Below are 23,106 nucleotides of genomic sequence, written 5' to 3'. Positions count from 1 at the left end.
GTGAAGCAGGTAGTGCAGAACTACAAGAGCGGCGAGCTGGCGGTGCTCGACGTGCCGGAGCCGGGGTGCAAGCCGGGCGGGGTGCTGGTGCGCACCGTCTACTCGCTGATATCCACCGGCACGGAGCTCATGAAAGTGTCCGAGGCGGGCATGTCGATGGTCGGCAAGGCCCGCTCCCGCCCGGACCAGGTGGCCAAGGTCATGCAGAGCGTGGCCACCAACGGGGTGCCCGCGACGTACCGCAAGGTGATGGGCAAGCTCGACTCGTACACGCCGCTGGGCTATTCGCTGTGCGGGGTGGTCGAGCAGGTCGGCGCAGGCGTCGACGACGTGAAGGCCGGCGACCTGGTGGCGTGCGCGGGCAACGAGCACGCGCTGCACGCCGAGTTGAACTGGGTGCCGAAGAACCTCTACACGCCGGTGCCGGACGGTCTGGATCCCCGGCAGGCGTCGTTCGGGACCGTCGGGTCGATCGCGTTGCAGGGGGTGCGTCAGGGCGAGCCGCAGCTCGGCGAGGTGGCCCTCGTCATCGGTCTGGGACTGATCGGCCAGTTGGTGGCGCAGTTGCTGACGGCTTCGGGGGTACGGGTGGTGGGCGTCGACCCGGACCGTGGGCGCTGCGAACTCGCCGAGCGCCTGGGCGCGGTGGCCTGCGGCGATCCCACGTCGGCGGCCGTGGAGAGCGCGGTGGCCGAACTCACCGGCGGGCACGGCGTCGACCAGGTGTACCTGGCGGCCGGCGGCGGCTCCAACCAGCCGGTGGAGCTGGCGGCGCGCCTGAGCCGGGACCGGGGCCGGGTGATCGACATCGGCAAGTGCCGCCTCGACCTGCCGTGGAACGCGTACTACGAGAAGGAGCTGGACGTCCGCTTCTCGCGCTCGTACGGTCCCGGGCGCTACGACCCCTCGTACGAGCTGGAGGGGCGCGACTACCCGATCGGGTACGTGCGCTGGACGGAGCGCCGCAACCTGGCGTGCTTCCTGGACCTGATGGCGCGCGGCCGGGTGAACGTGGAGCCGCTGGTCTCCCACGTCGCGGACTTCGCGGACGCGGTCCAGACGTATCAGAGCCTGAAGGACGGCGAGTTGAAGGCCGTGGCCGTGCTGTTCCGGTACCCGGAGGGCACGGGGGTGGTGGAGGCGCCCGAGGTGGCCGTGCCGACGGTACGGGTCCAGCCTTCCGCCCCCGCCCGTTCCCGTGGCAGGGCGGTGCGGGTGGCGTTCGTCGGTGCGGGGAACTACGCCACGTCGATGCTGCTGCCGCACCTGACGGGGCGCGAGGGCGTCGAGCTGTCGACGGTGGTCACCACGACGTCGCTGTCCGGGGCCAACGCCCAACGGAAGTTCGGCTTCGCGTCCGCCACCACCGACCTGGACTCGGTGCTCGGCGACGATGCGGTCGACGCGGTGTTCGTGGTCACCCGGCACAGCTCGCACGCCGACCTGACCCGCAAGGCCCTGACGGCGGGCAAGGCGGTGTTCGTGGAGAAGCCCCTCGCACTGACCGAGGAGGAGCTGGCCGGGGTCCTCGCGACGGTGGAGGAGACCGGCAACGACCGCCTCCAGGTGGGCTTCAACCGCCGCTTCGCACCCCTGCTCCAGGAGGCCAAGCACCGCTTCGGCGAGCGCACGGGCCCGGCGAGCCTGCGCTACCTGATCAACGCGGGCTCGCTCCAGCACGGCAGTTGGTACCTCCAGCAGGACACCGAGGGCTCCCGGTTCGCCGGTGAGGGCGGGCACTTCGTCGACACGGCGAGCTGGCTGCTCGGCGCCGACCCGGTCTCCGTGTATGCCGTCGCCTCGCCCGGTGGCGAGGACCTCCAGGTCGTGCTGCGCTACCCGGACGCCTCCACCGCCACCCTCAGCTACGTCACCACCGGTGCGTCGAGTTTCCCCAAGGAGACCCTGGACCTGGTCGCGGACGGCAAGGTGCTGCGGCTGGACGACTTCGTGCGGGCGTCTGTCTACGGGCAGAAGCGGTGGGTCAGCTCCCGGCTGCCGAAGGCCCGGGACAAGGGGCAGAACGCCGAACTGGCCGCGTTCGTACGGGCGGTGCGCTCCGGCGGCCCGATGCCGGTGTCGCTGGAGTCCCTGGCCGCCACCACGGCGGCCACCCTCGCGGTGCGGACCGGGCTCGCCAGTGGGACCCCGGTGACGCTGGCGAGGACGCGATGAGCCTCATGAGTCCCGCCTGGTACCTGCGGCGGCTGTCCCGGATGGGGCCGCGCGAGGTGGGCGGCCGGACCCTGGACGCGGTGCGCAGGTGGCGCTGGCGGGCCGATCCGCCGCACTGCCCGCCCGTGTCCGGCGCCCGGTTCACCTCCGTGCTGCCGCCCGGGACGCTGAAGGCGGTGCCGGCGGGGGCCGTGGGGCGTCTCGTGGCCGAGGCGGACCGGCTGATGGCCGGGCACATCACGTACTTCGGGGTGGAGCGCACCGACCTCGTCGACCCCGACTGGTGGTACGACCCCAAGACGGGCCGGCACGCCCCGTGGGGGTACGCCTTCGGGCTGCCCTACCGGGACGAGGAGCTGTCCGGGGACATCAAGCAGATCTGGGAGCTGTCGCGGCACCAGTACCTGACCGTGCTGGCCGCCGCCTACGCGGTGACCGGCGAGGACCGGTACGCCGAGCGGGTGGCGGCGCACCTGAAGTCGTGGTGGGCGGCCAACGCGCCGCTGCGCGGGGTGCACTGGATCAGCGGCATCGAGCTCGGCATCCGGCTGCTGTCCTGGGTGTGGGTGCGGCGGCTGCTCGACGGGTGGCCGGGGGCGAGTGCCCTGTTCGAGGGCAACCCGGTGGCACGCAACCAGATCTGGCACCACCAGCGCTGGCTGGCCGCCTTCCCCAGCCGGGGTTCCTCCGCGAACAACCATGTGATCGCGGAGGCGGCCGGGCAGTTCGCCGCGGCCTGCGCGTTCGACTGGTTCCCCTCCTCGGAGCAGTGGCGGGCGGACGCCCTGCGCTCGCTGGAGCAGCACTTGCGCGCCAACACCTTCCCCTCCGGGCTCAACCGGGAGCTGGCCAGCGAGTACCACGGGCTCGTCCTGGAACTCGGGCTGGCCGCGCTCGCGGAGGCGGACGCCGCCGACGTACCCGTCCCGGCGACGGTGCGGCTGGTGCTGCTGCGGATGACGGACGCCCTGGCGGCCGTGGTGGACGACCGGCTGCGGCCGCCGCGCCAGGGCGACGCGGACGACGGGCACGGCTTGGTCGTGGACGGCGTAGGCACCGACCGGTGGGCCTCGCTGCTGAGCACCGGGGACGCCGTGTTCGGCAGGCTCGGCTGGTGGCCGCCCGTCGCGGTCACGGACGTACGCACGCCCCTGCTGGCCGCGCTGGTGCGACCGTACGGAAAAGAAGGCGTGACGCGTCCGGCCGAGCGTCCCGGCCACTTCGCCGACGCCGGGATGACCCTGCTGCGCGGGCCCGGGAAGCTGTGGGTGCGCTGCGACGGGGGGCCGCACGGGTTCCTGTCGATCGCCGCGCACGCGCACGCGGACGCACTGTCCGTGGAGGTGCGCCTCGACGGGGTCGACGTGCTGGCCGACCCGGGGACGTACTGCTACCACGGGCAGCCCGAGTGGCGGTCGTACTTCCGCTCGACGCTCGGCCACAACACCGTGGAGCTGGACGGCGTCGACCAGTCCGTCTCGGGCGGGCCGTTCCTGTGGACGCGGCACGCCGACACCCGGGTGCTGAACGTGGGCGCCTCGCGCTGGTCGGCCGAGCACGACGGCTACGGCGAGTCGATGCACCGGCGCAGCGTCGAACTGGACGCGGAATCACGGGAGTTGCGTATCGTCGACGAGGTGAGCGGTCCCCGCCGGGCGGTACGGCTGGCGTTCCACCTCGGTCCCGGGGTCGGCGCGGACCTGGTGGACGGCCGGGCCCGGCTCACCTGGACGCGGGACGGCGAGGACCGTACGGCGGTGCTGGAGCTGCCGGGCTCGCTGATGTGGCGGGCGCACCGGGGCGAGAGCGGGCCTCCGCTCGGCTGGTACTCCCCCGGGTTCGGACGCAAGGAGCCCGCCACCACCCTGGTCGGCACCGGGTTCACCGACGACGGGCAGGGGTTCGTCACCGTGCTCGGGTTCGGCGACTAGGGGGACGCGTGGGAAAGCTGGGGCGGATCTGGGCGTTACCGGGGGCACTGCTGGTGCTCGCGGTGGCGGGCTGTACGGGGACACCGGACGACGGGCCGAAACCGAGTGTCGCGCCCACCTCGACCGGTGCGCCCGCCACGGCCGTGGCCCGGGTCTGCGCCAAGCCGCCCGCCGGGCCGGAGCAGGCGCCGGCGGGCGCGGTGAGCGTCGACCCCGCGGTCGTCGGCGACCTGGCCGCCAAGACGGAGAGCAGCCCCGCGGGCACCACGTTCTGGCTGCGCCCCGGCACGCACCGGCTGGTGCCCAAGCAGTACGCGCAGGTACTGCCGAAGAAGGGGAACACCTACCTGGGTGCACCGGGCGCGGTGGTGGACGGCCTCAAGGTGAACCAGTACGCGTTCGGCGGTCCCGCCCCCGACGTCACCCTGCGGTACCTGACCGTGCAGGGGTTCATCCCGCCGCAGGACGAGGGCGTGGTCAACAACAGTTCCGCCGACGGCTGGGTGATCGAGCACAACACCATCCAGAAGAACGCGGGCGGCGGGATGATGGTCGGCGCCCGGCAGAAGATCCGCGCCAACTGCCTGCGCGACAACGGGCAGTACGGCGTGAACGCCTACAAGGACGGCGACTCGATCCGGGGTCTGCTGGTCGAGGGCAACGAGGTCACCGGCAACAACACCGACGACTGGGAGCGCAAGCGCCCGGGCTGCGGCTGCACCGCCGGGATCAAGTTCTGGGCGGTCAACGGGGCGGACGTGCGCGGCAATTGGGTGCACGACAACCGGGGCGCGGGTCTGTGGGCGGACAACAACAACAACGACTTCCTCTTCGAGAACAACGTCATCGAGGCCAACGACGGCGCCGGGCTGATGTACGAGACCAGCTACAACACGATCGTCCGCAACAACACCTTCCGGCGGAACAACGTCGTCGAGGGCCGCAGGCTCTCCGACCGGGGCGACACCTTCCCGTACGCGACGATCTACGTCTCGGAGGCGGGCGGCGAGCCGCGCATCAAGGCCCGTACGAACAAGATCGACATCTACCGGAACCTGCTGGAGAACAACTGGAACGGCATCACCCTCTGGGAGAACTCCAACCGGTTCTGCAACAGCCCGGCCAACACCTCCACCGGCTACTGCACGCTGCTGGTGAAGGACACCAAGAGCTGTGCGCAGCCCGCGATCGCCAAGAAGCCGCTGTACGACGACTGCCGGTGGAAGACGCAGCGTGTCGACGTCCACGACAACCGTTTCACGGTGGACGCCGCGGCCCTGGGGTGCACGGCGGAGTGCGCCCGCTCGGCGGTGCTGTCCAACTACGGCACCTGGCCCGACTGGTCGCCGTACAAGGCCAAGAAGGTGTCCGACGCGCTGATCCACAAGCAGCAGAACCGCTGGTACGACAACGAGTACCGGGGGCCGTGGAACTTCGTCGCCGACGACCCGGCCGTGAAGATCGACTCGGCGCAGTGGCAGGACGCCCCCTACCGGCAGGACGTCGGCAGCACCTTCGGCCAGCGGGCGGGTGGGTGACATGGCCTCGGACCTGATGCGCACCGCCCGCGACACCGGGCCGCGTCCGGCGGGCACGCCGAAGGCGGCCAGGGCGGCGTGGGTGCTGCTGGGGCTCAACGTGCTGGGTTCGGCGGGGGCGCAGACCATCTTCCCGATCCCCCGCTCGCTGATCCAGATGGTCACCATGGGGTCGCTGGTCGCGGCGTTCACGCTGGCGCTCGCGGTCAATGTCGGGCTGCGGATCCGGGCGAGTTCCTTCCTGTTCCTGCTCACGCTGCTGCTGGTGCCGAGCCTGATCTCCAGCGTGAGTCTGGAGGCCGGGTTCGGGGCGCTGTTCCGGTGCGGCAGGCTGATGCTGTTCGTGGCCACGCTGTGGCTGCTGAGCCGCTGGTGGGACGGCGGGCTGGGGTTCGTGCGCACCCACATCCGGATGTACTTCGTGGTGCTGATGTCGGTGGTGGCGGGTCTGGCGATCTCGCCGGGCGCGGCCATGCCCGATCTGTACGGGGGCCGGCTGGTGGGTGCGCTGTGGCCGCTGACGCCGCCGCAGATCGGCCAGTACACGGCGGTGATCATCGGTCTTGCCGTGCTGCTGGCGCTGGGGCGCCGGACCGGCTGGCGGGCGGCGATGGTGGTGGTCGTGCCGTCGCTGGCGCTGCTGCTGCTGAGCCACACCAGGACGGCGACGGTCGGGATGCTGGTGGCGCTGGTGCTGGCGATCGGCTCGCTGCTGCTGACCAGTGCGGCGGCCCGCCGGTTCTTCACCTGGGCGGTGGTGGGCGGCACGGTGGCGGCGGTGGTGTTCGCCTCCGCGCTGCAGGCGTGGTTCCTGCGCGGGCAGTCGACGGAGTACCTCACCAGCCTGACCGGCCGTGCCACGGTGTGGGACGCGCTGCTGGACGCGCCCCGGACCCTCACCGAGCGGCTGTTCGGGACGGGGCTGAGCGACAAGTCGTTCGGCGGGCTGCCGATCGACAACAGCTGGCTGGCGGTCTACGACGAACAGGGCCTGGTCGGCACCGCCGTGGTCGCGGCGATGTTCCTGATCCTGGGCGGCGTGGCGCTGCTGCGGCCGCCGTCGCTCCAGCGGGCCTGCGCGATCTTCCTGATCAGTTACGTCGGGATCTCCTCCTACACCGAGGCCGGTCTGGGCGACGCCTCGGCGTATCTGCTGCACCTGGCCCTGGCGGCGTCGCTGCTGGCGGCGCCCTCCGGGGACACGCATCTTCCGACGCCCGCAGTTCCCCGACGACACGTCCCGCGCTGGGCCCGGAGGCTGACATGAACCTTTCCGACGCGACCTCCTCCGACGGCGGCCTGCACGTCATGGTGGTGCACAACCGGTATTCGTCGGCGCAGCCGAGCGGCGAGAACCGGGTCGTCGACCAGGAGACCGAGCTGCTGCGCGCGGGCGGCCACCGGGTCGGCGTCTTCCAGCGGTACAGCGACGACATAGCCGCCCGCTCCCTGCTGGGCAAGGTGGCGGTGCCGCTGCTGGTGCCGTGGAACCCCGCGGTGCGCACCGAGCTGGCGGCCCGGCTGCGTGCCGAGCGGCCGGACGTGGTGCACGTCCACAACGTCTTCCCGCTTTTGTCGCCCTCGGTGCTGGCGGCCTGCGCCGACGTGGGCGTGCCCGTCGTGGCCACGCTGCACAACTACAACCAGATCTGCCCGCCGGGCACCCTGCGCCGCGACGGCCGCCAGTGCACGAAGTGCGTGACGGCCGGATCGCCGCTGCCCGCCGTACGGCACGGCTGCTACCGCGAGTCGCGGCTGGCGACGGTGCCGGTGGCGGTCGGCATGGCGGTGAACCGGCGGCGCTGGTGGTCGGGGGTGGAGCGGTTCTTCTGCATCTCGAAGGCGCAGCGCGACCTGCTGGTGCGCGCCGGGATGCCGGCCGAACTGCTGGCGCTCAAGCCCAACTTCGTGCCCGACCCCGGGGTGTACCGGGAAGGCGCGGGCGAGCACCTGCTCTTCCTGGGCAGGCTGTCGGAGGCCAAGGGCGTACGGCTGCTGATGTCGGCGTGGGACGAGGTCGCGGCGGGCGGCGGCGTGGGGGTACCGCTGATGCTGGCCGGTACGGGGCCGCTGGAGCGGGAGGTGGCCGCGTGGGCGGCGGGCCGCGACGACGTGCGGTACGTCGGCCTGTACGACCCGGCGCAGTGCCGGCGCGCCATCGCCCGGTCGGTGGCCGTGGTCGCGCCGTCGATGGCTCTGGAGACGTTCGGGCTGGTGGCGGCGGAGGCGATGGCTGCCGGAGTGCCGGTCGTCGCCGCCGCGCACGGCGGCTTCACGGAACTCGTCGAGGACGGGGCGAGCGGACTGCTGCACCGGCCCGGCGACGCGGGTTCGCTCGCCGCGTGCCTGCGCAAGGTCGCGGCCGACCCGGCGGCGAACGAGGAGCTGGGCCGTGCGGCCAGGCTCCGCTACGAGCAGGGGTACAGCCCGTCCGTCGGGCTGGACCGTCTGGTGGAGGGGTACCGCTCCGCGATCGCGGGGCGGTCGTCCGGAGGCGCGAACGGCGCGCCGCCGGTGGGGAAATCGGGCCCGCTGCGGGACTCCCGCGCGGGCGGGGATGGGGGCAGCAGATGACACGATGCCGACTGTGCGGTTCGGCGGCGCTGGCGAGCGTCGTCGACCTGGGGGCGACGCCGCCGTGCGAGAGCTTTCTCAGCGCGGAGCAACTGGACCTGCCGGAGCCGGCGTATCCGCTGCACCTGCGGGTCTGCACCGACTGCTGGCTGGCACAGATACCGCCGCTGATCACGCCGGAGGACACGTTCAGCGAGTACGCGTACTTCTCCTCCTTCTCCACCTCCTGGGTGGAGCACGCGCGCACCTTCGTCGCCGGTGCCGTCGAGCGGGTGGGGCTCGGCCCGGACGCCTTCGTGGTGGAGGTCGCCAGCAACGACGGCTATCTGCTGAAGCACGTGGTGGACCGGGGGATCCGCTGCCTGGGCGTCGAGCCGTCGGTGAACGTCGGGGCGGCGGCGCGGGAGGCGGGGGTGCCCACGGTCACGGAGTTCCTGTCGCCGGAGACGGGAGCCGCCGTCCGCGCCGAGCACGGTCCGGCGGACCTGGTCGTGGCGAACAACGTGTACGCGCACATCCCCGACGTGGTCGGCTTCACCCAGGGGCTGCGCGCCCTGGTCGCCGACGACGGGTGGGTCTCCATCGAGGTGCAGCACCTGCTCACCCTGATCGAGGAGAACCAGTACGACACGATCTACCACGAGCATTTCCAGTACTACACGGTCGCCTCCGCGATCCGGGCGCTGGCCAGTGGTGGACTGACCCTGGTGGACGTCGAGCTGCTGCCCACGCACGGCGGCTCGATCCGGCTGTGGGCCCGGCCGGCCGAGGTGGCCGGTGAGCCGTCCCGCCGGGTGTCGGACGTACTGGACCGGGAGAAGGCGGCCGGGCTCCAGGAGCTGTCCGGGTACGCCGAGTTCTCGGCCCGGGTGGCGAAGGTGCGCCGGGACCTGCTGCGGTTCCTGATCGACGCGGCCGAGAACGGCAAAGCGGTCGTGGGGTACGGGGCGCCGGGCAAGGGCAACACGCTGCTCAACCACTGCGGGATCCGCCCCGACCTGCTGGCGTACACGGTGGACCGAAACCCTTACAAGCACGGCAGGTTCACCCCGGGCAGCCGCATTCCGATCCTGGCGCCCGAGCGGATCGCCGAGGACAAGCCGGACTACGTCCTGATCCTGCCGTGGAACCTTCGCGACGAGCTGATCGAGCAGCTGTCGTTCGTGCACGACTGGGGCGGCCGCCTCGTCTTTCCCATCCCGGAACTGAGCATTGTCGAGGTGTCGTCATGAAGGTCGTCCTGTTCTGCGGCGGGTACGGGATGCGGATGCGCAACGGTGCCTCCGACGACGTGCCCAAGCCGATGGCCATGGTCGGCCCGCGCCCGCTGATCTGGCACGTGATGCGCTACTACGCGCACTTCGGGCACCGGGAGTTCATCCTGTGCCTGGGTTACGGCGCGCACCACATCAAGGACTTCTTCCTCAACTACGAGGAGACGACGTCCAACGACTTCGTGCTGCGCGGCGGCAAGACCGAGCTGCTGTCCACCGACATCGCCGACTGGACGATCACCTTCGCGCAGACCGGCATCGAGTCGCCGATCGGCGAGCGGCTGCGCCGGGTGCGTCACCATCTGGACGGCGACGAGATGTTTCTCGCCAACTACGCGGACGTGCTGACGGACGCCCCGCTGCCGGAGATGATCGAGAAGTTCTCGCAGCGGGACGCCGGGGCGTCGATGATGGTCGTGCCGCCCCAATCATCCTTCCACTGCGTGGAGTTGGGGGAGGACGGACTGGTGGGTGGTATCACGGCGGTGAGCGAGCTGCCTCTGTGGGAGAACGGCGGGTACTTCGTGCTGCGCCAGGAGGTCTTCGACCACATACCCGAGGGCGGCGACCTCGTCGCCGACGGCTGCGGTCAACTCGCCAAGCAGGGACGCCTGGTGGCGCACCAGCACCGCGGTTTCTGGAAGCCGACCGACACGGTGAAGGAGCGCGCCGCACTCGACGACGCGTACGCCCGGGGCGACCGCCCGTGGGCCGTGTGGGAGCACGACCGCGTCCGGGCGGGGGCGTGATACGGCTCGGGGCGGGCCCCCTGGAACGGGTCGTCGCGGTGGGCGCGCACTGCGACGACATCGCGATCGGCGCAGGAGCAACGCTTTTGACGCTGTGTCAGGCGCATCCGGGCCTCCGCGTCGACGCCCTGGTGCTCACCGGCGGCGGCACCGCGCGCGAGCAGGAGGAGGCGGCCGCGCTCACCGCCTTCTGCCCGGGCGCCGACCTGCATCTGACCGTGCTCAAACTGGCGGACGGCCGGCTTCCCTCGCAGTGGGACGAGGCCAAGGCCGCCGTCGAGGAGCTGCGCGGGCGCACCGACCCCGATCTGGTCCTCGCGCCACGCACCGACGACGCCCACCAGGACCACCGGGGCTTGGCACAGCTCATCCCGACCGCGTTCCGCGACCACCTGGTCCTCGGCTACGAGATCGTCAAGTGGGACGGCGACCTGGGCCGCATGCAGGCCTACCAGCCGCTGTCGACCGAGACCGCCGAACAGAAGGTGCGGCTGCTGCAGGAGCACTACCCCTCGCAACGCCACCGCCCCTGGTACGACCGCGAGGCCTTCCTCGGTCTCGCCCGCATCCGCGGCATCGAATGCCACGCCCGGTACGCCGAGGCGTTCGCCGTCACCAAACTCACGCTCCACCTGGGGGACTGAACCATGCGCGTACTGCTCACCGGACACCAGGGCTACCTGGGCACCGTGATGGCCCCGGTGCTGGCCGCCGCCGGCCACGAGGTCGTCGGCCTCGACTCCGGTCTCTTCGCCGACTGTGTGCTCGGCCCGACCCCGGACGACCCGGCGGGTCACCGGGTCGACCTGCGGGACGTCACCGCCGAGCACGTGGCCGGGGTGGACGCCGTGATCCACCTGGCGGCGCTCTCCAACGACCCGCTGGGCTCGCTGGCGCCTGAACTGACGTACGACATCAATCACCACGCGTCGGTACGGCTGGCGAAGCTGGCCCGTGACGCGGGCGTGCGGCGCTTCCTGTACGCGTCGACCTGCTCGGTGTACGGGGCCTCCGGCGGCGACGACCTGGTCGCCGAGGACGCCCCGCTGCGCCCGGTCACCCCGTACGCGGAGTCCAAGGTGCGCGTGGAGGACGACCTGCACGCGCTGGCCGACGGCGACTTCAGCCCGGTGTACATGCGCAACGCGACCGCCTTCGGGTACTCGCCCCGGCTGCGCGCCGACATCGTGCTGAACAACCTGGTGGGCCACGCCCTGCTCTCCGGCGAGGTGCTGGTGCTGTCGGACGGCACCCCGTGGCGTCCGCTGGTGCACGCCGCCGACATCGCCCGCGCCTTCACCAAGGCCCTGGAGGCCCCTCGCGAGGCGGTGCACGACCGGGCGTTCAACATCGGCAGCGAGGTCAACAACGTCCGCGTCTCCCAGATCGCCGAGCAGGTCGCCGAGGCGGTGTCCGGCGCGAAGGTGGTGATCACCGGGGAGAACGGGGCCGACCCGCGCTCGTACCGGGTGGACTTCTCCCGCTTCCGGGCGGCGCTCCCCGGCTTCGAGTGCAACTGGACGGTGCGCCAGGGTGCGAACGAACTCGCCGACGCCTACCGGAAGTTCGGGCTCACCCAGGAGTCCTTCGAGCAGCGCTTCACCCGCCTAGCCGTGCTCCGCGCGGCGTCCGAGGCGGGCACGGTCGACGGCACGCTGCGGTGGCGCGGATGACGGCGGAAGACGAAGGCCGGGCGATGCACGAGCTGGTGCGGCGGCTGTACCCGCTGTGCCGGAGCATCACCGGCGACGGGGTGCGCGCCACCCTGGACATCGTCGGCGAGTACCTGCCGCTCCAGGTCCGGGAAGTGCCCACCGGCACAAGGGTGTTGGACTGGACGGTGCCGCAGGAGTGGAACATCCGGGACGCGTACGTCGCCGACGCCTCCGGGCGGCGGGTCGTCGACTTCGCCGCGTCCAGCCTGCACGTGCTCGGCTACAGCGTCCCCGTCCACCGGACCATGCCGCTGTCCGAGCTGCGCGCACACCTGTACACCCTGCCGGAGCAGCCGGACCTGGTGCCGTACCGCACCAGTTACTACCAGCCGCAGTGGGGTTTCTGCCTGTCGCAGAACACCCTGGACGCGCTGCCGGACGGCGACTACGAGGTGCGGATCGACTCCACCCTGGCCGACGGGCACCTCACCTACGCCGAGCACGTGGTGCCCGGGCAGGTGACCGACGAGGTGATCGTCTCCTGCCACACCTGCCATCCCTCCCTGGCCAACGACAACCTGGCCGGGATCGCGGTGGCGACCTTCCTGGCCAGGGAGCTGGCCGAGCAACAGCCCTACTACACCTACCGGTTCATCTACGCTCCCGGCACCGTCGGGGCGATCACCTGGCTGGCCCGCAACCGGGTGGAGCGGGTCAAGCACGGTCTGGTGCTGGCGTGCGCGGGCGACCGGGGCCCGTTGACGTACAAGAGGAGCAGGCGCGGCGACGCGGAGATCGACCGGGTGATGCGGTACGTGCTGGTGAACTCCGAACGGCCGCACAGCACGCACGACTTCACCCCGTACGGGTACGACGAGCGGCAGTACTGCTCCCCCGGGTTCAACCTCGGCGTGGGCTCGCTCACCCGGACCCCGTACGCCGCGTACCCCGAGTACCACACCTCGGGCGACAACCCGGACTTCGTGTCGGCGGACGCGATGGCGGACACCCTCGCCGTGTGCCGCGAGGCGTTCGCCGTCCTCGACCGAAACCGGCACTACGTCAACCAAAGCCCCTACGGTGAACCACAGTTGGGGCGGCGGGGTCTCTACGACTCGCTGGGCGGGCGCAGCGACGCGAAGGAGGCGCAGCTGGCCATGCTCTGGGTGCTCAACCTGTCCGACGGCACCCACAGCCTGCTGGACGTCGCCGAACGGTCCGGGCTGCCCTTCGACACCGTGGGGGTCGCGGCCGACGCCCTGCGCGACGCCGGGTTGATCAAGGCATGAGCCACGTGACCGCCGAGGGGGACAAGCCCGCGGAACCGGCCGCGACGCAGCCCGCGCGTCCGGCCGGCCGGCGGGGCATGGCCGGGCGGCTGACCTGGGGGCTCGCCGACCAGGCCGCCTCCAGCCTGACCAACTTCGCGGTCGGCCTGTACGTGGCACGCTCGCTCGGGCTGGCCGCGTTCGGCGTGTTCAGCCTGGCCTGGCTGACGTACGGCGTGGTGCTCAACGTCGCGCGCGGGCTGGCCACCGACCCCCTGGTGGTCCGCTTCAGCGGGGCGCCGGAAGCGGAGTGGCGTGCGGCGGCGGGCCGGTCCTCGGGGGCGGCGCTCGGTGTCGGCACGGTGCTGGGCGTGGTGTCGGTGCTGGTCGGGCTGGCCCTCGGCGGTGCGGTGGGTTCCGCGTTCCTCTGTCTGGGCGTGGTCCTGCCGGGGCTGCTGCTCCAGGACGCCTGGCGGTTCGCGTTCTTCGCGGCGGGCGCCGGACGCAAGGCGTTCGTCAACGACCTGGTGTGGGGCGTCGCGCTCGTCCCCGCGCTGCTGATCGCCGCCCGGGTGGGCAGTGTGGGTGCGTTCGTACTGGCGTGGGGTGCGGCCGCCGCGCTGGCCGCCGGGTACGGGTGCGTCCAGTCCGGGGTACGGCCCCGCCTCACCCGGGCGTTCGGCTGGCTGCGCGAGCAGCGCGACCTGGGCCTGCGCTACCTGGTGGAGAACGTCAGCCTCAGCGGGGCCAGCCAGGTCCGGGCGTACGGGCTCGGCGCGATCGTCGGGGTGAGCGCGGTGGGCGCGGTGCGCGGCGCCGAATTGCTGCTCGGCCCGTTCCTGGCCGTACTGATGGGGCTCTCGCTGGTCACCGTCGCCGAGGCGGCCCGGGTGCTGCGGCAGACCCCGCACCGGCTCGCCCGGTTCTGCTTCCTGCTCGGCGGCGGGCAGGCCGTCGCCGCCCTGCTGTGGGGGGCGGCGCTGCTGCTGGTGCCCGACCGGCTGGGCGAGCTGGTGCTGGGCGGGGTCTGGGAAGCGGCCTCGCAGCTGATCGTTCCGGCCACGCTCGGAGTGGCGGGGGCCGGGCTCGGCACCGGGGCGGCGGCCGGACTGCGGGCCCTCGCGGCGGCCCGGCGCAGCCTGCGCTGCCAGCTCTTCGCGTCCGCCTGCTACGTCGGGGGCGGGCTCGGCGGGGCGGCGGCGGGCGGCACGCTCGGGTCGGCCTGGGGGGTCGCCGCCGCGACCGCCGTCAGCTCGGTCGTGTGGTGGCTGGAGCTGCGCTCCACGCTGCGAAAACGTCCCCCGCTCCCCCACGCATGAAGCCCCGAAGCCATGAAGCCCCTTCCCCCGATCGCGAAGTGAGGACACCATGACCGCTCACCCCCGGCTCAGCATCGGGCTTCCCGTGTACAACGGCGAGGAGTACCTCGCCGAGTCCCTCGACGCGCTGCTCGGCCAGACCTACGAGGACTTCGAACTCGTCATCTCCGACAACGCCTCCACCGACGCCACCCAGGACATCTGCCGCCAGTACGCCGAGAAGGACGCCCGCATCCGCTACATCCGGCTGCCGAAGAACGTCGGCGCCGCACCGAACCACAACTACGTCTTCACCCAGTGCCACGGCGAACTCTTCAAGTGGGCCTCGCACGACGACCTGTACGCCCGCACCCTCCTCCAGCGCTGCGTGGAGGCCCTGGACGAGCGCCCGCACGTGATCCTCGCCCACGCCGACCAGGCGGTCATCGACGAGACGGGCCAGGTGAAGGTCCCGTACCCGTACACGCTCGCCACCGACTCGCCGCGCGCCCCCGTCCGCTTCCGCAGCATGCTCTTCGAGCCCGGCGGCGACGACTTCTACGGGGTGATCCGCGCCGACGTGCTGCGCCGGGTCAAGCCGCACGACAGCTACCACCACGCCGACCGCACCTTCGTCGCGGAGATCGGCCTGCACGGCCCCTTCCACCAGGTGCCGGAACTCCTGTACTTCCGCCGCGACCACCCCACGCGGGCCGAGCGGGCGAACCCCTCCAAGCGCTCCCGGTGCGTCAACCTGGACCCCCGCCGGGCGGGCCTGCTGCACCCGACACCGCGACTGCTCGCCGAGTACGTCGGGGGGTTCGTCTCTGCCATCCGGCGGGCACCGCTGTCCTCGGCGGACCGGCGCAGCTGCTACCTCGCGCTGGCCGAATGGGCGGGGAGCCGGGCCAGGCCGGGTGCCGGGGAGCGGGTGGAGGACCGGGCGCCGGTCGATCCGGCGCTGCTCGCGGTGCAGGTGGACGACATCGTCGCCGGCCGGGAAGGGCGGCGGGCGTGAGCCGTCGTCGAGGGGCGGGCGTGAGTCGTCGTCGCGGTGCGGGCGGGAGGCCCGTCCGGGTAGGGGTGTTCGGGCTGCTCGGCTCGGGGAACCTCGGCAACGACGGGTCCCTCGAAGCCGTCCTCCAGTACCTGCGCGCCGACCACCCGGACGCGGTCGTGGACGCCCTGTGCGGCGGCCCCGAGGCCGTCCGGGCCCGGTACCGGATTCCTGCGACGCGGCTGCACTGGTACCGGGGCGAGTACCGGACCGCCTCCCGGGCGGGCGCCGTCGCGGGCAAGGCGCTCGGCAAGGTCGTCGACGCCGCCCGCACCGCCGCCTGGGTGCGGCGGCACGACGTGGTGATCGTGCCGGGCATGGGCGTGCTGGAGGCGACGCTTCCGCTGCGGCCGTGGGGCTTCCCGTACGCGCTGTTCCTGCTGTGCGCGAGCGGCCGGGCGCTGGGCACACCGGTGGCACTGGTGGGGGTCGGGGCCGCGCCGATCCGCGACCGGGCGACGCGGGCGCTGGTGCGCTGGTCGGGGAAGCTGGCCGCGTACCGCTCCTACCGCGACGACCTGTCGCGCGACGCCATGCGCCGGATGGGCGTGGACACGTCGGGCGACAAGGTCTACCCGGACCTCGCGTTCGCCCTGCCGACCCCGCAGGCCTCCGCTCCCCCGGGGCAGGTCTGTGTGGGGGTGATGGACTTCCACGGCGGCAACGACGACCGGGCGCGGGCCGAGGAGATCCACCGGCGCTATCTCGAAGGGACGACCCGTTTCGTACGGGCGCTGGTCGAGGACGGCAGGCGGGTGCGGCTGCTCACCGGCGACGCGTGCGATACGTCGGTGGTCGAGGCGATCCTTCGGGCGGTGGACTCGCCGCTGGTCAGCGCCTCCGACGCAACCTCGCTGGACGCGCTGATGCGGGAGGCGGCGGACGCCGAGAGCGTGGTCGCCACCCGCTACCACAATCTGGTGTGCGCGCTGAAGGCCGGAACACCGACGCTGGCGCTCAGTTACGCGGCGAAGAGCGACGCCCTCATGGACCGGATGGGGCTGGGCGCCTACCGCCACCCGGCGCGCGAGGTCGACGCCGACCAACTCCTCGTACAGTTCCGCGACTTGGAGAAGCACGGGGCAGAACTGCGGAACACCCTGACCGAACGGAACCGGGAGGCGGAGCGTCAACTCCGCGACCAGTTCCGCGACTTGACCGAGGCCCTGTTCCCAGCGGCCGCCCACGACCGTATGCGGGAGACCCCGTGAAGGTGACCGAAGTACCCGAGATCTCCGGCGCGTACCTCTTCGAGCCGACGCCGCACAGCGACGAACGCGGCTTCTTCTGCCGCACGTTCGACGTCGAGGTGGTCCGCTCGGTGGGTCTGGACCCGTACGCCTTCGTCCAGGACAGCGTGTCCCGTTCGGCGCGCGGTGTGCTGCGTGGGATGCATCTGCGTTCGGGGGCGGGCGAGGCGAAGCTGGTGCGCTGCTCGTACGGGAGGATCTTCGACGTCGTCGTGGACCTGCGGCCGAACTCGCCGACGTACCTGGGCCGGGGCTTCTTCGAGCTGTCCGACGAGACGCAGCGGACCCTCTACATCCCGGCGGGGTGCGCGCACGGCTTCCAGGCGCTCACGGAGACCGCCGACACCTCGTACCGGATCGACCGCCCGCACGACCCGGCCGAGGACGTGACGATCGCCTTCGACGACCCCGACCTCGCCATCCCCTGGCCGCTGCCCCCGGCGCTGATGTCCGCGCGGGACCGGGAGGCGCCGAGCCTGGCCGAGGCACTCAAGCACGTACAGGGAGAGAGCTGAAGTGACCTTGGACGAAGCAGAGTTCAGCCTTCCCGCCTCCCGGGCGGCGAACGAGCGGCTGCATGCCCTGATCCCCGGCGGCGCGCACACGTACGCCAAGGGCGACGACCAGTACCCCGAGGACCTGGCCCCGGTGATCAGCCACGGCCGGGGCGCCCACGTGTGGGACGTCGACGGCAACCGGTACATCGAGTACGGATCCGGCCTGCGCTCGGTCAGCCTGGGCCACGCCCACCCGTGCGTGAACGAGGCAGTGCGCCGGGAGATCGAGCGGGGCAGCAACTTCGCCCGGCCGTCGATCATCGAGGCCGAGGCGGCGGAACGCTTCCTGGCGACCGTGCCGACGGCCGAGATGGTGAAGTTCGCCAAGAACGGCTCCGACGTCACGACGGCAGCGGTCCGGCTGGCCCGCGCGGTCACCGGCCGCCCGAGGGTGGCGATCTGCGGCGACCACCCCTTCTTCTCCGTCGACGACTGGTTCATCGGCACGACGCCGATGTCCGCCGGGATCCCCGGCGCGATCACCGAGCTGACCGTGTCCTTCCCGTACGGGGACCTGGCCGCCACCGAGGAGTTGCTCGCCCGGTACGCGGGCGAGGTCGCCTGCCTGATCCTGGAGCCCGGCGAGCCCGCGCCCGGCTATCTGGAGGGGCTGCGCGCGCTGGCCGACCGGCACGGGTGCGTGCTGGTCTTCGACGAGATGATCACGGGTCTGCGCTGGTCGGAGGCGGGTGCGCAGGGCCTGTTCGGGGTCACCCCGGACCTGTCCACCTTCGGCAAGGCGCTGGGCAACGGCTTCGCGGTGTCGGCCCTGGCGGGGCGGCGCGAGCTGATGGAGCGGGGCGGGCTGCGGCATCCGGGCGAGCGGGTGTTCCTGCTGTCGACCACGCACGGCGCGGAGACACACGCGCTGGCCGCCGCGATGGCCGTGCAGACCACGTACACCGAGGAGGGCATCACCGCTCAACTGCACGCGATCGGGGACCGGTTGGCCGCCGGAGTGCGGGCGGCTGCCGCCGGCATGGGAGTGGGTGAGCACGTCGTCGTCCGGGGCCGGGCCAGCAACCTGGTCTTCGCGACCCTGGACGAGCAGGGGCGGCCCTCGCAGGAGTACCGCACGCTGTTCCTGCGCCAACTCCTCACGGGCGGGGTACTGGCCCCCTCCTTCGTGGTGAGCAGCGCGCTCACCGACGCGGACGTCGACCGGACGGTCGAGGTGGTGGCCGAGGCGTGCGCGGTGTACCGCAAGGCGCTCGATGCGGGCGACCCGACGCCGTGGCTGGGCGGGCGGCCGGTGAAGCCGGTGTTCCGCAGCCGGGCCTGAGCGCCCGTACCGTTGTGGCCTGAGCGTCCGTACCGCCGTGGTGAGCAGCGCGCTCAGCGACGCGGACATCGACCGGACGGGCGCGGCGTGCGCGGTGTGCTGCACACAGGCGGCCCCACGCCGCGGCTCGGCGGGCGGGCGGCTGGGAAACCCGTGTTCCGCAGCCGGGCCGGAGACGCCGGTCGCGCAGTCTTCGGCCTCCGTCAGCCCCGTGTACCACCGGCGTCGGCCACCTTGTCGACCACCCAGGCCGTCGCCGGTACGACCGCGAGCGCGGTGCACCAGCCGCCGACGGCGTCGGTCGGGTAGTGCGCGCTGAGCGCGGCCTCCGCCCACCCCATCACCCCGCCCGCGACCAGCGCCGCACCGAGTACGAGCAGCAGCCCGGCGGCCCTCCCCAGCCCGAACCGGCCCACTGCGAACAGGGCCAGCGCGAGGGCCAGGGCGGTGAGGAAGGTGGTGTGCCCGCTGGGGTACGACAGGTTCTCGGGCCCGTGAATCGTGCGCCCCACCACGTACTTGAGCAGCTTCGCCACCCCCACCGCGACGACGGCCGAAGCCACCACGAGCACCGCCGCACGCGGACTCCGCAGCAGCAGACACCCCGCCGCGACGGCCGCGACCAGGACCACCGCGCCCACGGGCTCCCCGAGGAAGTCCACGGCCAGTGCGAAGGCCCGCCACGGCGGGCCGATGCTGTCGGCCGTCGGGTCGACGAGCCAACTGTCCAGCGCCCCGGACTCGCTCTCCCCGGCGAACGCGAACCCGATCCCGGCGACGACCAGCGCGGCGATCACCGCCACGCTCCCGAGCCACAGGCGCAGTACCGGGGGCAGTGCAGCGGATGCCGTACGGCCGGTCACCGTAGCCGTGCCGCCGTGCTGCCGTTCCGTCATGAAATCCCCCTGCGGTGCGGCGACTTGGCCGGTTCCGGCCGGTCGTACGACGTGTCGGTGGCCCGCGTCCACGGCCTGCTGCCCACCCTAACCACCCGCCGGTCGCGGAACTCGCCGTCAGGTGGAGCCGCTCCTCCCCCGTGCGGGGGAGCCGGTTCCGCCCGGCGAGCGATGCCCGGTGACCTGCCCGGCTGGGATCTTCGATGCAGAGCGGATCGGCTGCCGATCCGGACTCATCACAGGAGTCACAGAAGTCACTGGACTCACAGGAGGAACGTCATGGCCACACCGCGGATTCTGATCGTCGGGGGCGGTTTCGCCGGGCTGGAGTGCGCGTACCGGCTGGAGCGCAGGCTTGCCGCGCGGGAGGCCGAGATCACGCTGATCAGCGATCAGAACCACCAGCTGTACCTGCCACTGCTCCCCCAGGTCGCCGCCGGGAAGCTGACCGCGCAGTCCATCGCCGTACCGCTGCGGCGGATGCTGCGCCGCACCACCCTGGTGCCGGGCACGGCGATCGGCGTGGACGCCGCCGCGAAGGCCGTCGTGGTCCGCGCCCTGGACGAGCAGGTACGCACCCTGCGCTACGACTACCTGGTCCTCGCGCCCGGCAGCGTCACCCGGCAGTTCGACATACCCGGGGTCGCCGAGCACGCCATCGGCATGAAGACCCTCGCCGAGGCGGCCTACCTGCGCGACCACGTCATCGCCCAGCTCGACCTGGCCGCGGCGGCGGGCGACGACCCCGAGGGCCAGGCCGAACGGGCCGCCCGCCTCCAGTTCGTGGTGGTCGGCGGCGGCTACGCGGGCACGGAGACCGTGGCCTATCTGCACCGGCTCACCACGCGTGCGGCCAAGCGCTACCCGGGTCTCGACGCGAAGGAGATCCGCTGCCACCTGGTGGACGTAGCACCGAAGCTGATGCCCGAACTCGGCGACAGGCTGGGGCAGAAGGCGCTGCGGGTCCTGGAGAAGCGGGGCGTGCGGATCTCGTTGGGCGTCTCGGTCGCCGCGGCGACCCGGGACGCGGTCACCCTGACCGACGGGCGCACGCTGCCGTGCCGGACGCTGGTGTGGACGGCCGGGGTCGCGCCCAGCCCGCTGGTGGCGACCCTGGGCGCGGAGACCGAACGGGGCCGCCTGGTGACCTCCGCGGGCCTGACCGTGCCCGGCCTCGACGGGGTGTACGCGCTGGGCGACGCCGCGTCCGTGCCCGACCTGGCGACCTCGGCGGACGCCGTCTGCGCGCCCACCGCCCAGCACGCCACCCGGCAGGGCAAGGCGGCGGCGATGAACCTGATCGCCTCTCTCCGGGGCTTCCCCACCGCCGACTACCGGCACCGGGACCTCGGCCTGGTGGTCGACCTGGGCGGTGCCCAGGCGGTGGCCAAGCCCCTGGGCGTACCGCTGAGCGGCCTCGCCGCGCAGGGCGTGACGACGGGGTACCACCTGATGGCACTGCGGACGCTGACCGCGCGCTACCGGGCGGTCGGCGGGTGGCTGCTCAACGCGCTGGCCGGGGACGACTACGTACGGATCGGGCTCCAGGAGGGGCGGGTCGCTTCGCTCGACGACTTCGAGCGCAAGGAGACGTATCTGAGCCCGGCGCAGATACGGGAGTTGACGGACTCCCGGCCCACTGGATGAACGCGCAGGGCATGATGTGCCCATGCCCACCGAGGAGTTCACCCGTCGCGTCACGGTCGCCGGCCACGAGGAACAGGTGTTCTCGCACCTGTCGCGTCCGGAGAGCTACGTCGGGCTCTCGCCGCTGGTGATCGCCGTGCGCGAGGTCGACACGCGGGACGACGCCGTCCGGTACGTCGCCGTGGAACGCTTCCGCTTGGGTCCACTGCGCTGGGACAACCCGATCCGGGTGACGATGTCGTTCCCCGGGCCGGGACGCCGGATCGTCAGCGAGGTCGTGAGCCCGGGGCGGGTCCGACTGACCTCGACGGTCGCACTGGCTCCGGACGGACCGGGCACACAGGTGAGCGAGACGGTCCGGGTCACCTTCCCCGCACCGCTGCGGGGCCTGGTCGTCGGCCAGGCGACGAAGGCCCAGAAGTACCGGCTCAAGGAGCTGGCCCGCCGCCTGGACACCGACCGGGTGACCTGACCCACGATCACCCCGTGTGCGCGAGCGCACTGGGGGTGCGGCAGCCGACGATCGCAGGGGCCTCGTGGACGAGGCTGTCGTCGGTGAGTGCCTCCACCATGAAGAGCGCGAAGTCGATGCGCCGGGTCAGGTCGCTGGCCAGGACCGGGTCGCCCACGTGCCGGCTCCACACGGGCAGGCCCTGGCTCTCGCCCTCCTCCAGGGTGCTGCCGCGCACCACCGTCCACCGGGTGTCGCTGGCGAACACCCGTCGGCACGCCTCGACTTGGTCGTCGATCTCGACGGCACGCACCAGCCTGCCGAGCACGGCGGCGGCCCGTACACCGAGCTTGAAGAGCCGCGAATACGTGTCCTGGCCGTCCTTCGTGATGTGCCAGCCGCACGAGAAGACCAGACGTGCGCCGGGCCGGGCGTGGTCGAGGACCGCTTGCGCCGTGCCCGAGGCGTACTGCTGGACCCCCCAGGGGACCAGGACCGTCAGGACGCCGTCGCAGTCGGCGACCGCGCGCCGGATCACCTCGGGGTCGTTCGTCGCGCCGGGCACCACGGTCAACTGCCCTTCGTAAGCGGCCAGTTTGGGCACACTGCGCTCCCGGCAGACGCCCACCACCTCGTAACCGCGCTCCAGCGCATGCCGGACCATGTACTGCCCGAGCTTCCCCGAAGCTCCGACGATGCAGACCCTTTTCCCCCGACCGCGATCCGTGCCCATGGCGCATCCCTTTCGCCGACAAGCCGACCTTATGGCGTAAGGGAAGCTAGCCTTATGCTGTAAGGCCGTCAACGGGGCGAGAGGAAACGGCACATGGGCAAGGGGCGGGACACCGGGGCGCCACGCACTCCCCTCACCCGGGAGCGGGTGATCCGTACGGCGGTGGCCGTCGCCGACACGAAGGGCGCGGCCGCGCTCAGCATGCGGGCGGTCGCCGAACCCCTGGGTGTCGAGGCGATGTCGCTCTACCACCACGTGGCGGGCCGCGAGGACCTCCTCGACGGAATGGTAGACGTGGTGTTCGGCGAGATCGAGCTGCCCCGGACCGGCGCGGACTGGCGGACCGCCATGCGGCTGCGCGCCGAGTCCGCCCGCACGGTGCTGTGCCGCCACCCCTGGGCCGTCGGCCTGATGGACTCCCGCAGCCGTCCGGGCCCGGCGACACTGCGCCACCACGACGCCGTCATCGGGGCGCTGCGCGCGGGGGGCTTCTCGGTGCGGATGACGGCGCACGCCGTCTCGTTGATCGACAGTTACGTGTACGGATTCGTGCTCCAGGAGCAGAGCCTGCCGTTCCGGGGCGCGGCGGAACTCGACGAGGTCGCGGGGGCCATCCTGGCGGACATGCCCGCCGACACCTACCCGCACCTCACCGAACTGGCCACCGCCCACGCCCTGCAACCCGGTTACGCGTACGCCGAGGAGTTCGCCTTCGGCCTCGACCTGATCCTGAACGCCCTGCACCCGGACGAGGAAACGTCCTGCTGAGCG

General features: G+C 72.2%; 20 protein-coding genes. 18 read left to right on the top strand and 2 right to left on the bottom strand.

Features of this window, described 5'->3' with window-relative positions:
- Genes IE269_RS28730 through IE269_RS28660 form a run of 15 tightly spaced genes read left to right on the top strand, consistent with a single transcriptional unit; the run spans nucleotide 1 to nucleotide 18,608 of the window.
- On the top strand, nucleotides 1-2,175 hold the full coding sequence (locus IE269_RS28730) for a bi-domain-containing oxidoreductase (RefSeq protein ID WP_189826085.1): 2,175 nt from the start codon (nucleotides 1-3) through the stop codon (nucleotides 2,173-2,175).
- A 5-nt stretch (nucleotides 2,176-2,180) separates the two neighbouring features.
- Nucleotides 2,181-4,106 (top strand): alginate lyase family protein, encoded by a 1,926-nt coding sequence (locus tag IE269_RS28725; protein WP_438817643.1) that lies wholly within the window; start codon nucleotides 2,181-2,183, stop codon nucleotides 4,104-4,106.
- A gap of 8 nt (nucleotides 4,107-4,114) precedes the next feature.
- Complete coding sequence (locus IE269_RS28720) at nucleotides 4,115-5,644, top strand: right-handed parallel beta-helix repeat-containing protein (RefSeq protein ID WP_229898323.1); 1,530 nt, start codon at nucleotides 4,115-4,117, stop codon at nucleotides 5,642-5,644.
- Between the two features lies 1 nt (nucleotide 5,645).
- Entirely contained in the window at nucleotides 5,646-6,911 is a 1,266-nt protein-coding gene (locus IE269_RS28715; protein ID WP_229898322.1) for an O-antigen ligase domain-containing protein, read from the top strand.
- Between the two features lie 32 nt (nucleotides 6,912-6,943).
- Nucleotides 6,944-8,218, top strand: coding sequence for a glycosyltransferase (locus IE269_RS28710; RefSeq protein ID WP_189826180.1), 1,275 nt, complete (start codon nucleotides 6,944-6,946; stop codon nucleotides 8,216-8,218).
- On the top strand, nucleotides 8,215-9,450 hold the full coding sequence (locus tag IE269_RS28705) for a class I SAM-dependent methyltransferase (protein ID WP_189826083.1): 1,236 nt from the start codon (nucleotides 8,215-8,217) through the stop codon (nucleotides 9,448-9,450). Before IE269_RS28710 ends, IE269_RS28705 begins: the two co-directional genes overlap by 4 nt.
- On the top strand, nucleotides 9,447-10,241 hold the full coding sequence (locus IE269_RS28700; RefSeq protein ID WP_189826082.1) for a sugar phosphate nucleotidyltransferase: 795 nt from the start codon (nucleotides 9,447-9,449) through the stop codon (nucleotides 10,239-10,241). Before IE269_RS28705 ends, IE269_RS28700 begins: the two co-directional genes overlap by 4 nt.
- Nucleotides 10,238-10,885 carry a PIG-L deacetylase family protein gene (locus IE269_RS28695; RefSeq protein ID WP_189826081.1) on the top strand — a complete coding sequence of 216 codons (648 nt, stop codon included), beginning with the start codon at nucleotides 10,238-10,240 and terminating at the stop codon, nucleotides 10,883-10,885. Before IE269_RS28700 ends, IE269_RS28695 begins: the two co-directional genes overlap by 4 nt.
- Before the next feature lie 3 nt (nucleotides 10,886-10,888).
- A complete protein-coding gene (locus IE269_RS28690; RefSeq protein ID WP_189826080.1) occupies nucleotides 10,889-11,914 on the top strand; it encodes an NAD-dependent epimerase/dehydratase family protein in 1,026 nt (341 codons plus the stop codon).
- Complete coding sequence (locus tag IE269_RS28685; RefSeq protein WP_189826079.1) at nucleotides 11,911-13,185, top strand: DUF4910 domain-containing protein; 1,275 nt, start codon at nucleotides 11,911-11,913, stop codon at nucleotides 13,183-13,185. The genes IE269_RS28690 and IE269_RS28685 overlap by 4 nt, the downstream gene beginning before the upstream one ends.
- Nucleotides 13,182-14,483, top strand: a complete 1,302-nt coding sequence (locus IE269_RS28680) for an MATE family efflux transporter (RefSeq protein WP_189826078.1) — start codon at nucleotides 13,182-13,184, stop codon at nucleotides 14,481-14,483. Before IE269_RS28685 ends, IE269_RS28680 begins: the two co-directional genes overlap by 4 nt.
- A 49-nt stretch (nucleotides 14,484-14,532) precedes the next feature.
- Nucleotides 14,533-15,480: a glycosyltransferase family 2 protein gene (locus IE269_RS28675; RefSeq protein ID WP_189826077.1), complete on the top strand. Its 948-nt coding sequence runs from the start codon at nucleotides 14,533-14,535 to the stop codon at nucleotides 15,478-15,480.
- A gap of 20 nt (nucleotides 15,481-15,500) precedes the next feature.
- A complete protein-coding gene (locus IE269_RS28670; RefSeq protein WP_189826076.1) occupies nucleotides 15,501-16,730 on the top strand; it encodes a polysaccharide pyruvyl transferase family protein in 1,230 nt (409 codons plus the stop codon).
- Nucleotides 16,727-17,284: a dTDP-4-dehydrorhamnose 3,5-epimerase gene (rfbC, locus tag IE269_RS28665; protein WP_189826075.1), complete on the top strand. Its 558-nt coding sequence runs from the start codon at nucleotides 16,727-16,729 to the stop codon at nucleotides 17,282-17,284. Before IE269_RS28670 ends, rfbC begins: the two co-directional genes overlap by 4 nt.
- A 7-nt stretch (nucleotides 17,285-17,291) precedes the next feature.
- Complete coding sequence (locus IE269_RS28660) at nucleotides 17,292-18,608, top strand: glutamate-1-semialdehyde 2,1-aminomutase (RefSeq protein ID WP_189826179.1); 1,317 nt, start codon at nucleotides 17,292-17,294, stop codon at nucleotides 18,606-18,608.
- Between the two features lie 203 nt (nucleotides 18,609-18,811).
- Here IE269_RS28660 and IE269_RS28655 read toward each other — a convergent pair whose 3' ends face one another.
- Nucleotides 18,812-19,504, bottom strand: a complete 693-nt coding sequence (locus IE269_RS28655; protein WP_229898321.1) for a phosphatase PAP2 family protein — start codon at nucleotides 19,502-19,504, stop codon at nucleotides 18,812-18,814.
- Between the two features lie 279 nt (nucleotides 19,505-19,783).
- Here IE269_RS28655 and IE269_RS28650 point away from each other — a divergent pair, with 279 nt between their 5' ends.
- Together IE269_RS28650 and IE269_RS28645 are read left to right on the top strand one after the other, a co-directional pair.
- Nucleotides 19,784-21,151: an NAD(P)/FAD-dependent oxidoreductase gene (locus IE269_RS28650; RefSeq protein WP_189826074.1), complete on the top strand. Its 1,368-nt coding sequence runs from the start codon at nucleotides 19,784-19,786 to the stop codon at nucleotides 21,149-21,151.
- Nucleotides 21,152-21,173: 22 nt separating this feature from the next.
- A complete protein-coding gene (locus IE269_RS28645; RefSeq protein WP_189826073.1) occupies nucleotides 21,174-21,623 on the top strand; it encodes an SRPBCC family protein in 450 nt (149 codons plus the stop codon).
- Between the two features lie 7 nt (nucleotides 21,624-21,630).
- Here the strand turns inward: IE269_RS28645 and IE269_RS28640 are convergent, their stop codons facing one another.
- Nucleotides 21,631-22,335, bottom strand: a complete 705-nt coding sequence (locus tag IE269_RS28640) for an NAD(P)-dependent oxidoreductase (protein ID WP_189826072.1) — start codon at nucleotides 22,333-22,335, stop codon at nucleotides 21,631-21,633.
- 93 nt (nucleotides 22,336-22,428) lie between these two features.
- Here IE269_RS28640 and IE269_RS28635 point away from each other — a divergent pair, with 93 nt between their 5' ends.
- Nucleotides 22,429-23,103 (top strand): TetR/AcrR family transcriptional regulator, encoded by a 675-nt coding sequence (locus tag IE269_RS28635; protein ID WP_189826071.1) that lies wholly within the window; start codon nucleotides 22,429-22,431, stop codon nucleotides 23,101-23,103.
- Nucleotides 23,104-23,106: the final 3 nt, after the last annotated feature.

Source organism: Streptomyces spiroverticillatus, from assembly GCA_014650415.1.
Classification (GTDB): Bacteria; Actinomycetota; Actinomycetes; order Streptomycetales; family Streptomycetaceae; genus Streptomyces; species Streptomyces spiroverticillatus.
The sequence above is the reverse complement of the archived record's forward strand: the minus strand, read 5'-3'. Positions and strand labels throughout refer to the sequence as shown.

Coding starts and splice junctions, on each gene's coding strand:
- IE269_RS28725 (WP_438817643.1), top strand. CDS start 2,181: ATGAGTCCCGCCTGGTACCTGCGGCGGCTGTCCCGGATGGGGCCGCGC.
- IE269_RS28715 (WP_229898322.1), top strand. CDS start 5,646: ATGGCCTCGGACCTGATGCGCACCGCCCGCGACACCGGGCCGCGTCCG.
- IE269_RS28705 (WP_189826083.1), top strand. CDS start 8,215: ATGACACGATGCCGACTGTGCGGTTCGGCGGCGCTGGCGAGCGTCGTC.
- IE269_RS28700 (WP_189826082.1), top strand. CDS start 9,447: ATGAAGGTCGTCCTGTTCTGCGGCGGGTACGGGATGCGGATGCGCAAC.
- IE269_RS28690 (WP_189826080.1), top strand. CDS start 10,889: ATGCGCGTACTGCTCACCGGACACCAGGGCTACCTGGGCACCGTGATG.
- IE269_RS28685 (WP_189826079.1), top strand. CDS start 11,911: ATGACGGCGGAAGACGAAGGCCGGGCGATGCACGAGCTGGTGCGGCGG.
- IE269_RS28680 (WP_189826078.1), top strand. CDS start 13,182: ATGAGCCACGTGACCGCCGAGGGGGACAAGCCCGCGGAACCGGCCGCG.
- IE269_RS28675 (WP_189826077.1), top strand. CDS start 14,533: ATGACCGCTCACCCCCGGCTCAGCATCGGGCTTCCCGTGTACAACGGC.
- IE269_RS28655 (WP_229898321.1), bottom strand. CDS start 19,504: ATGACGGAACGGCAGCACGGCGGCACGGCTACGGTGACCGGCCGTACG.
- IE269_RS28650 (WP_189826074.1), top strand. CDS start 19,784: ATGGCCACACCGCGGATTCTGATCGTCGGGGGCGGTTTCGCCGGGCTG.
- IE269_RS28645 (WP_189826073.1), top strand. CDS start 21,174: ATGCCCACCGAGGAGTTCACCCGTCGCGTCACGGTCGCCGGCCACGAG.
- IE269_RS28640 (WP_189826072.1), bottom strand. CDS start 22,335: ATGGGCACGGATCGCGGTCGGGGGAAAAGGGTCTGCATCGTCGGAGCT.
- IE269_RS28635 (WP_189826071.1), top strand. CDS start 22,429: ATGGGCAAGGGGCGGGACACCGGGGCGCCACGCACTCCCCTCACCCGG.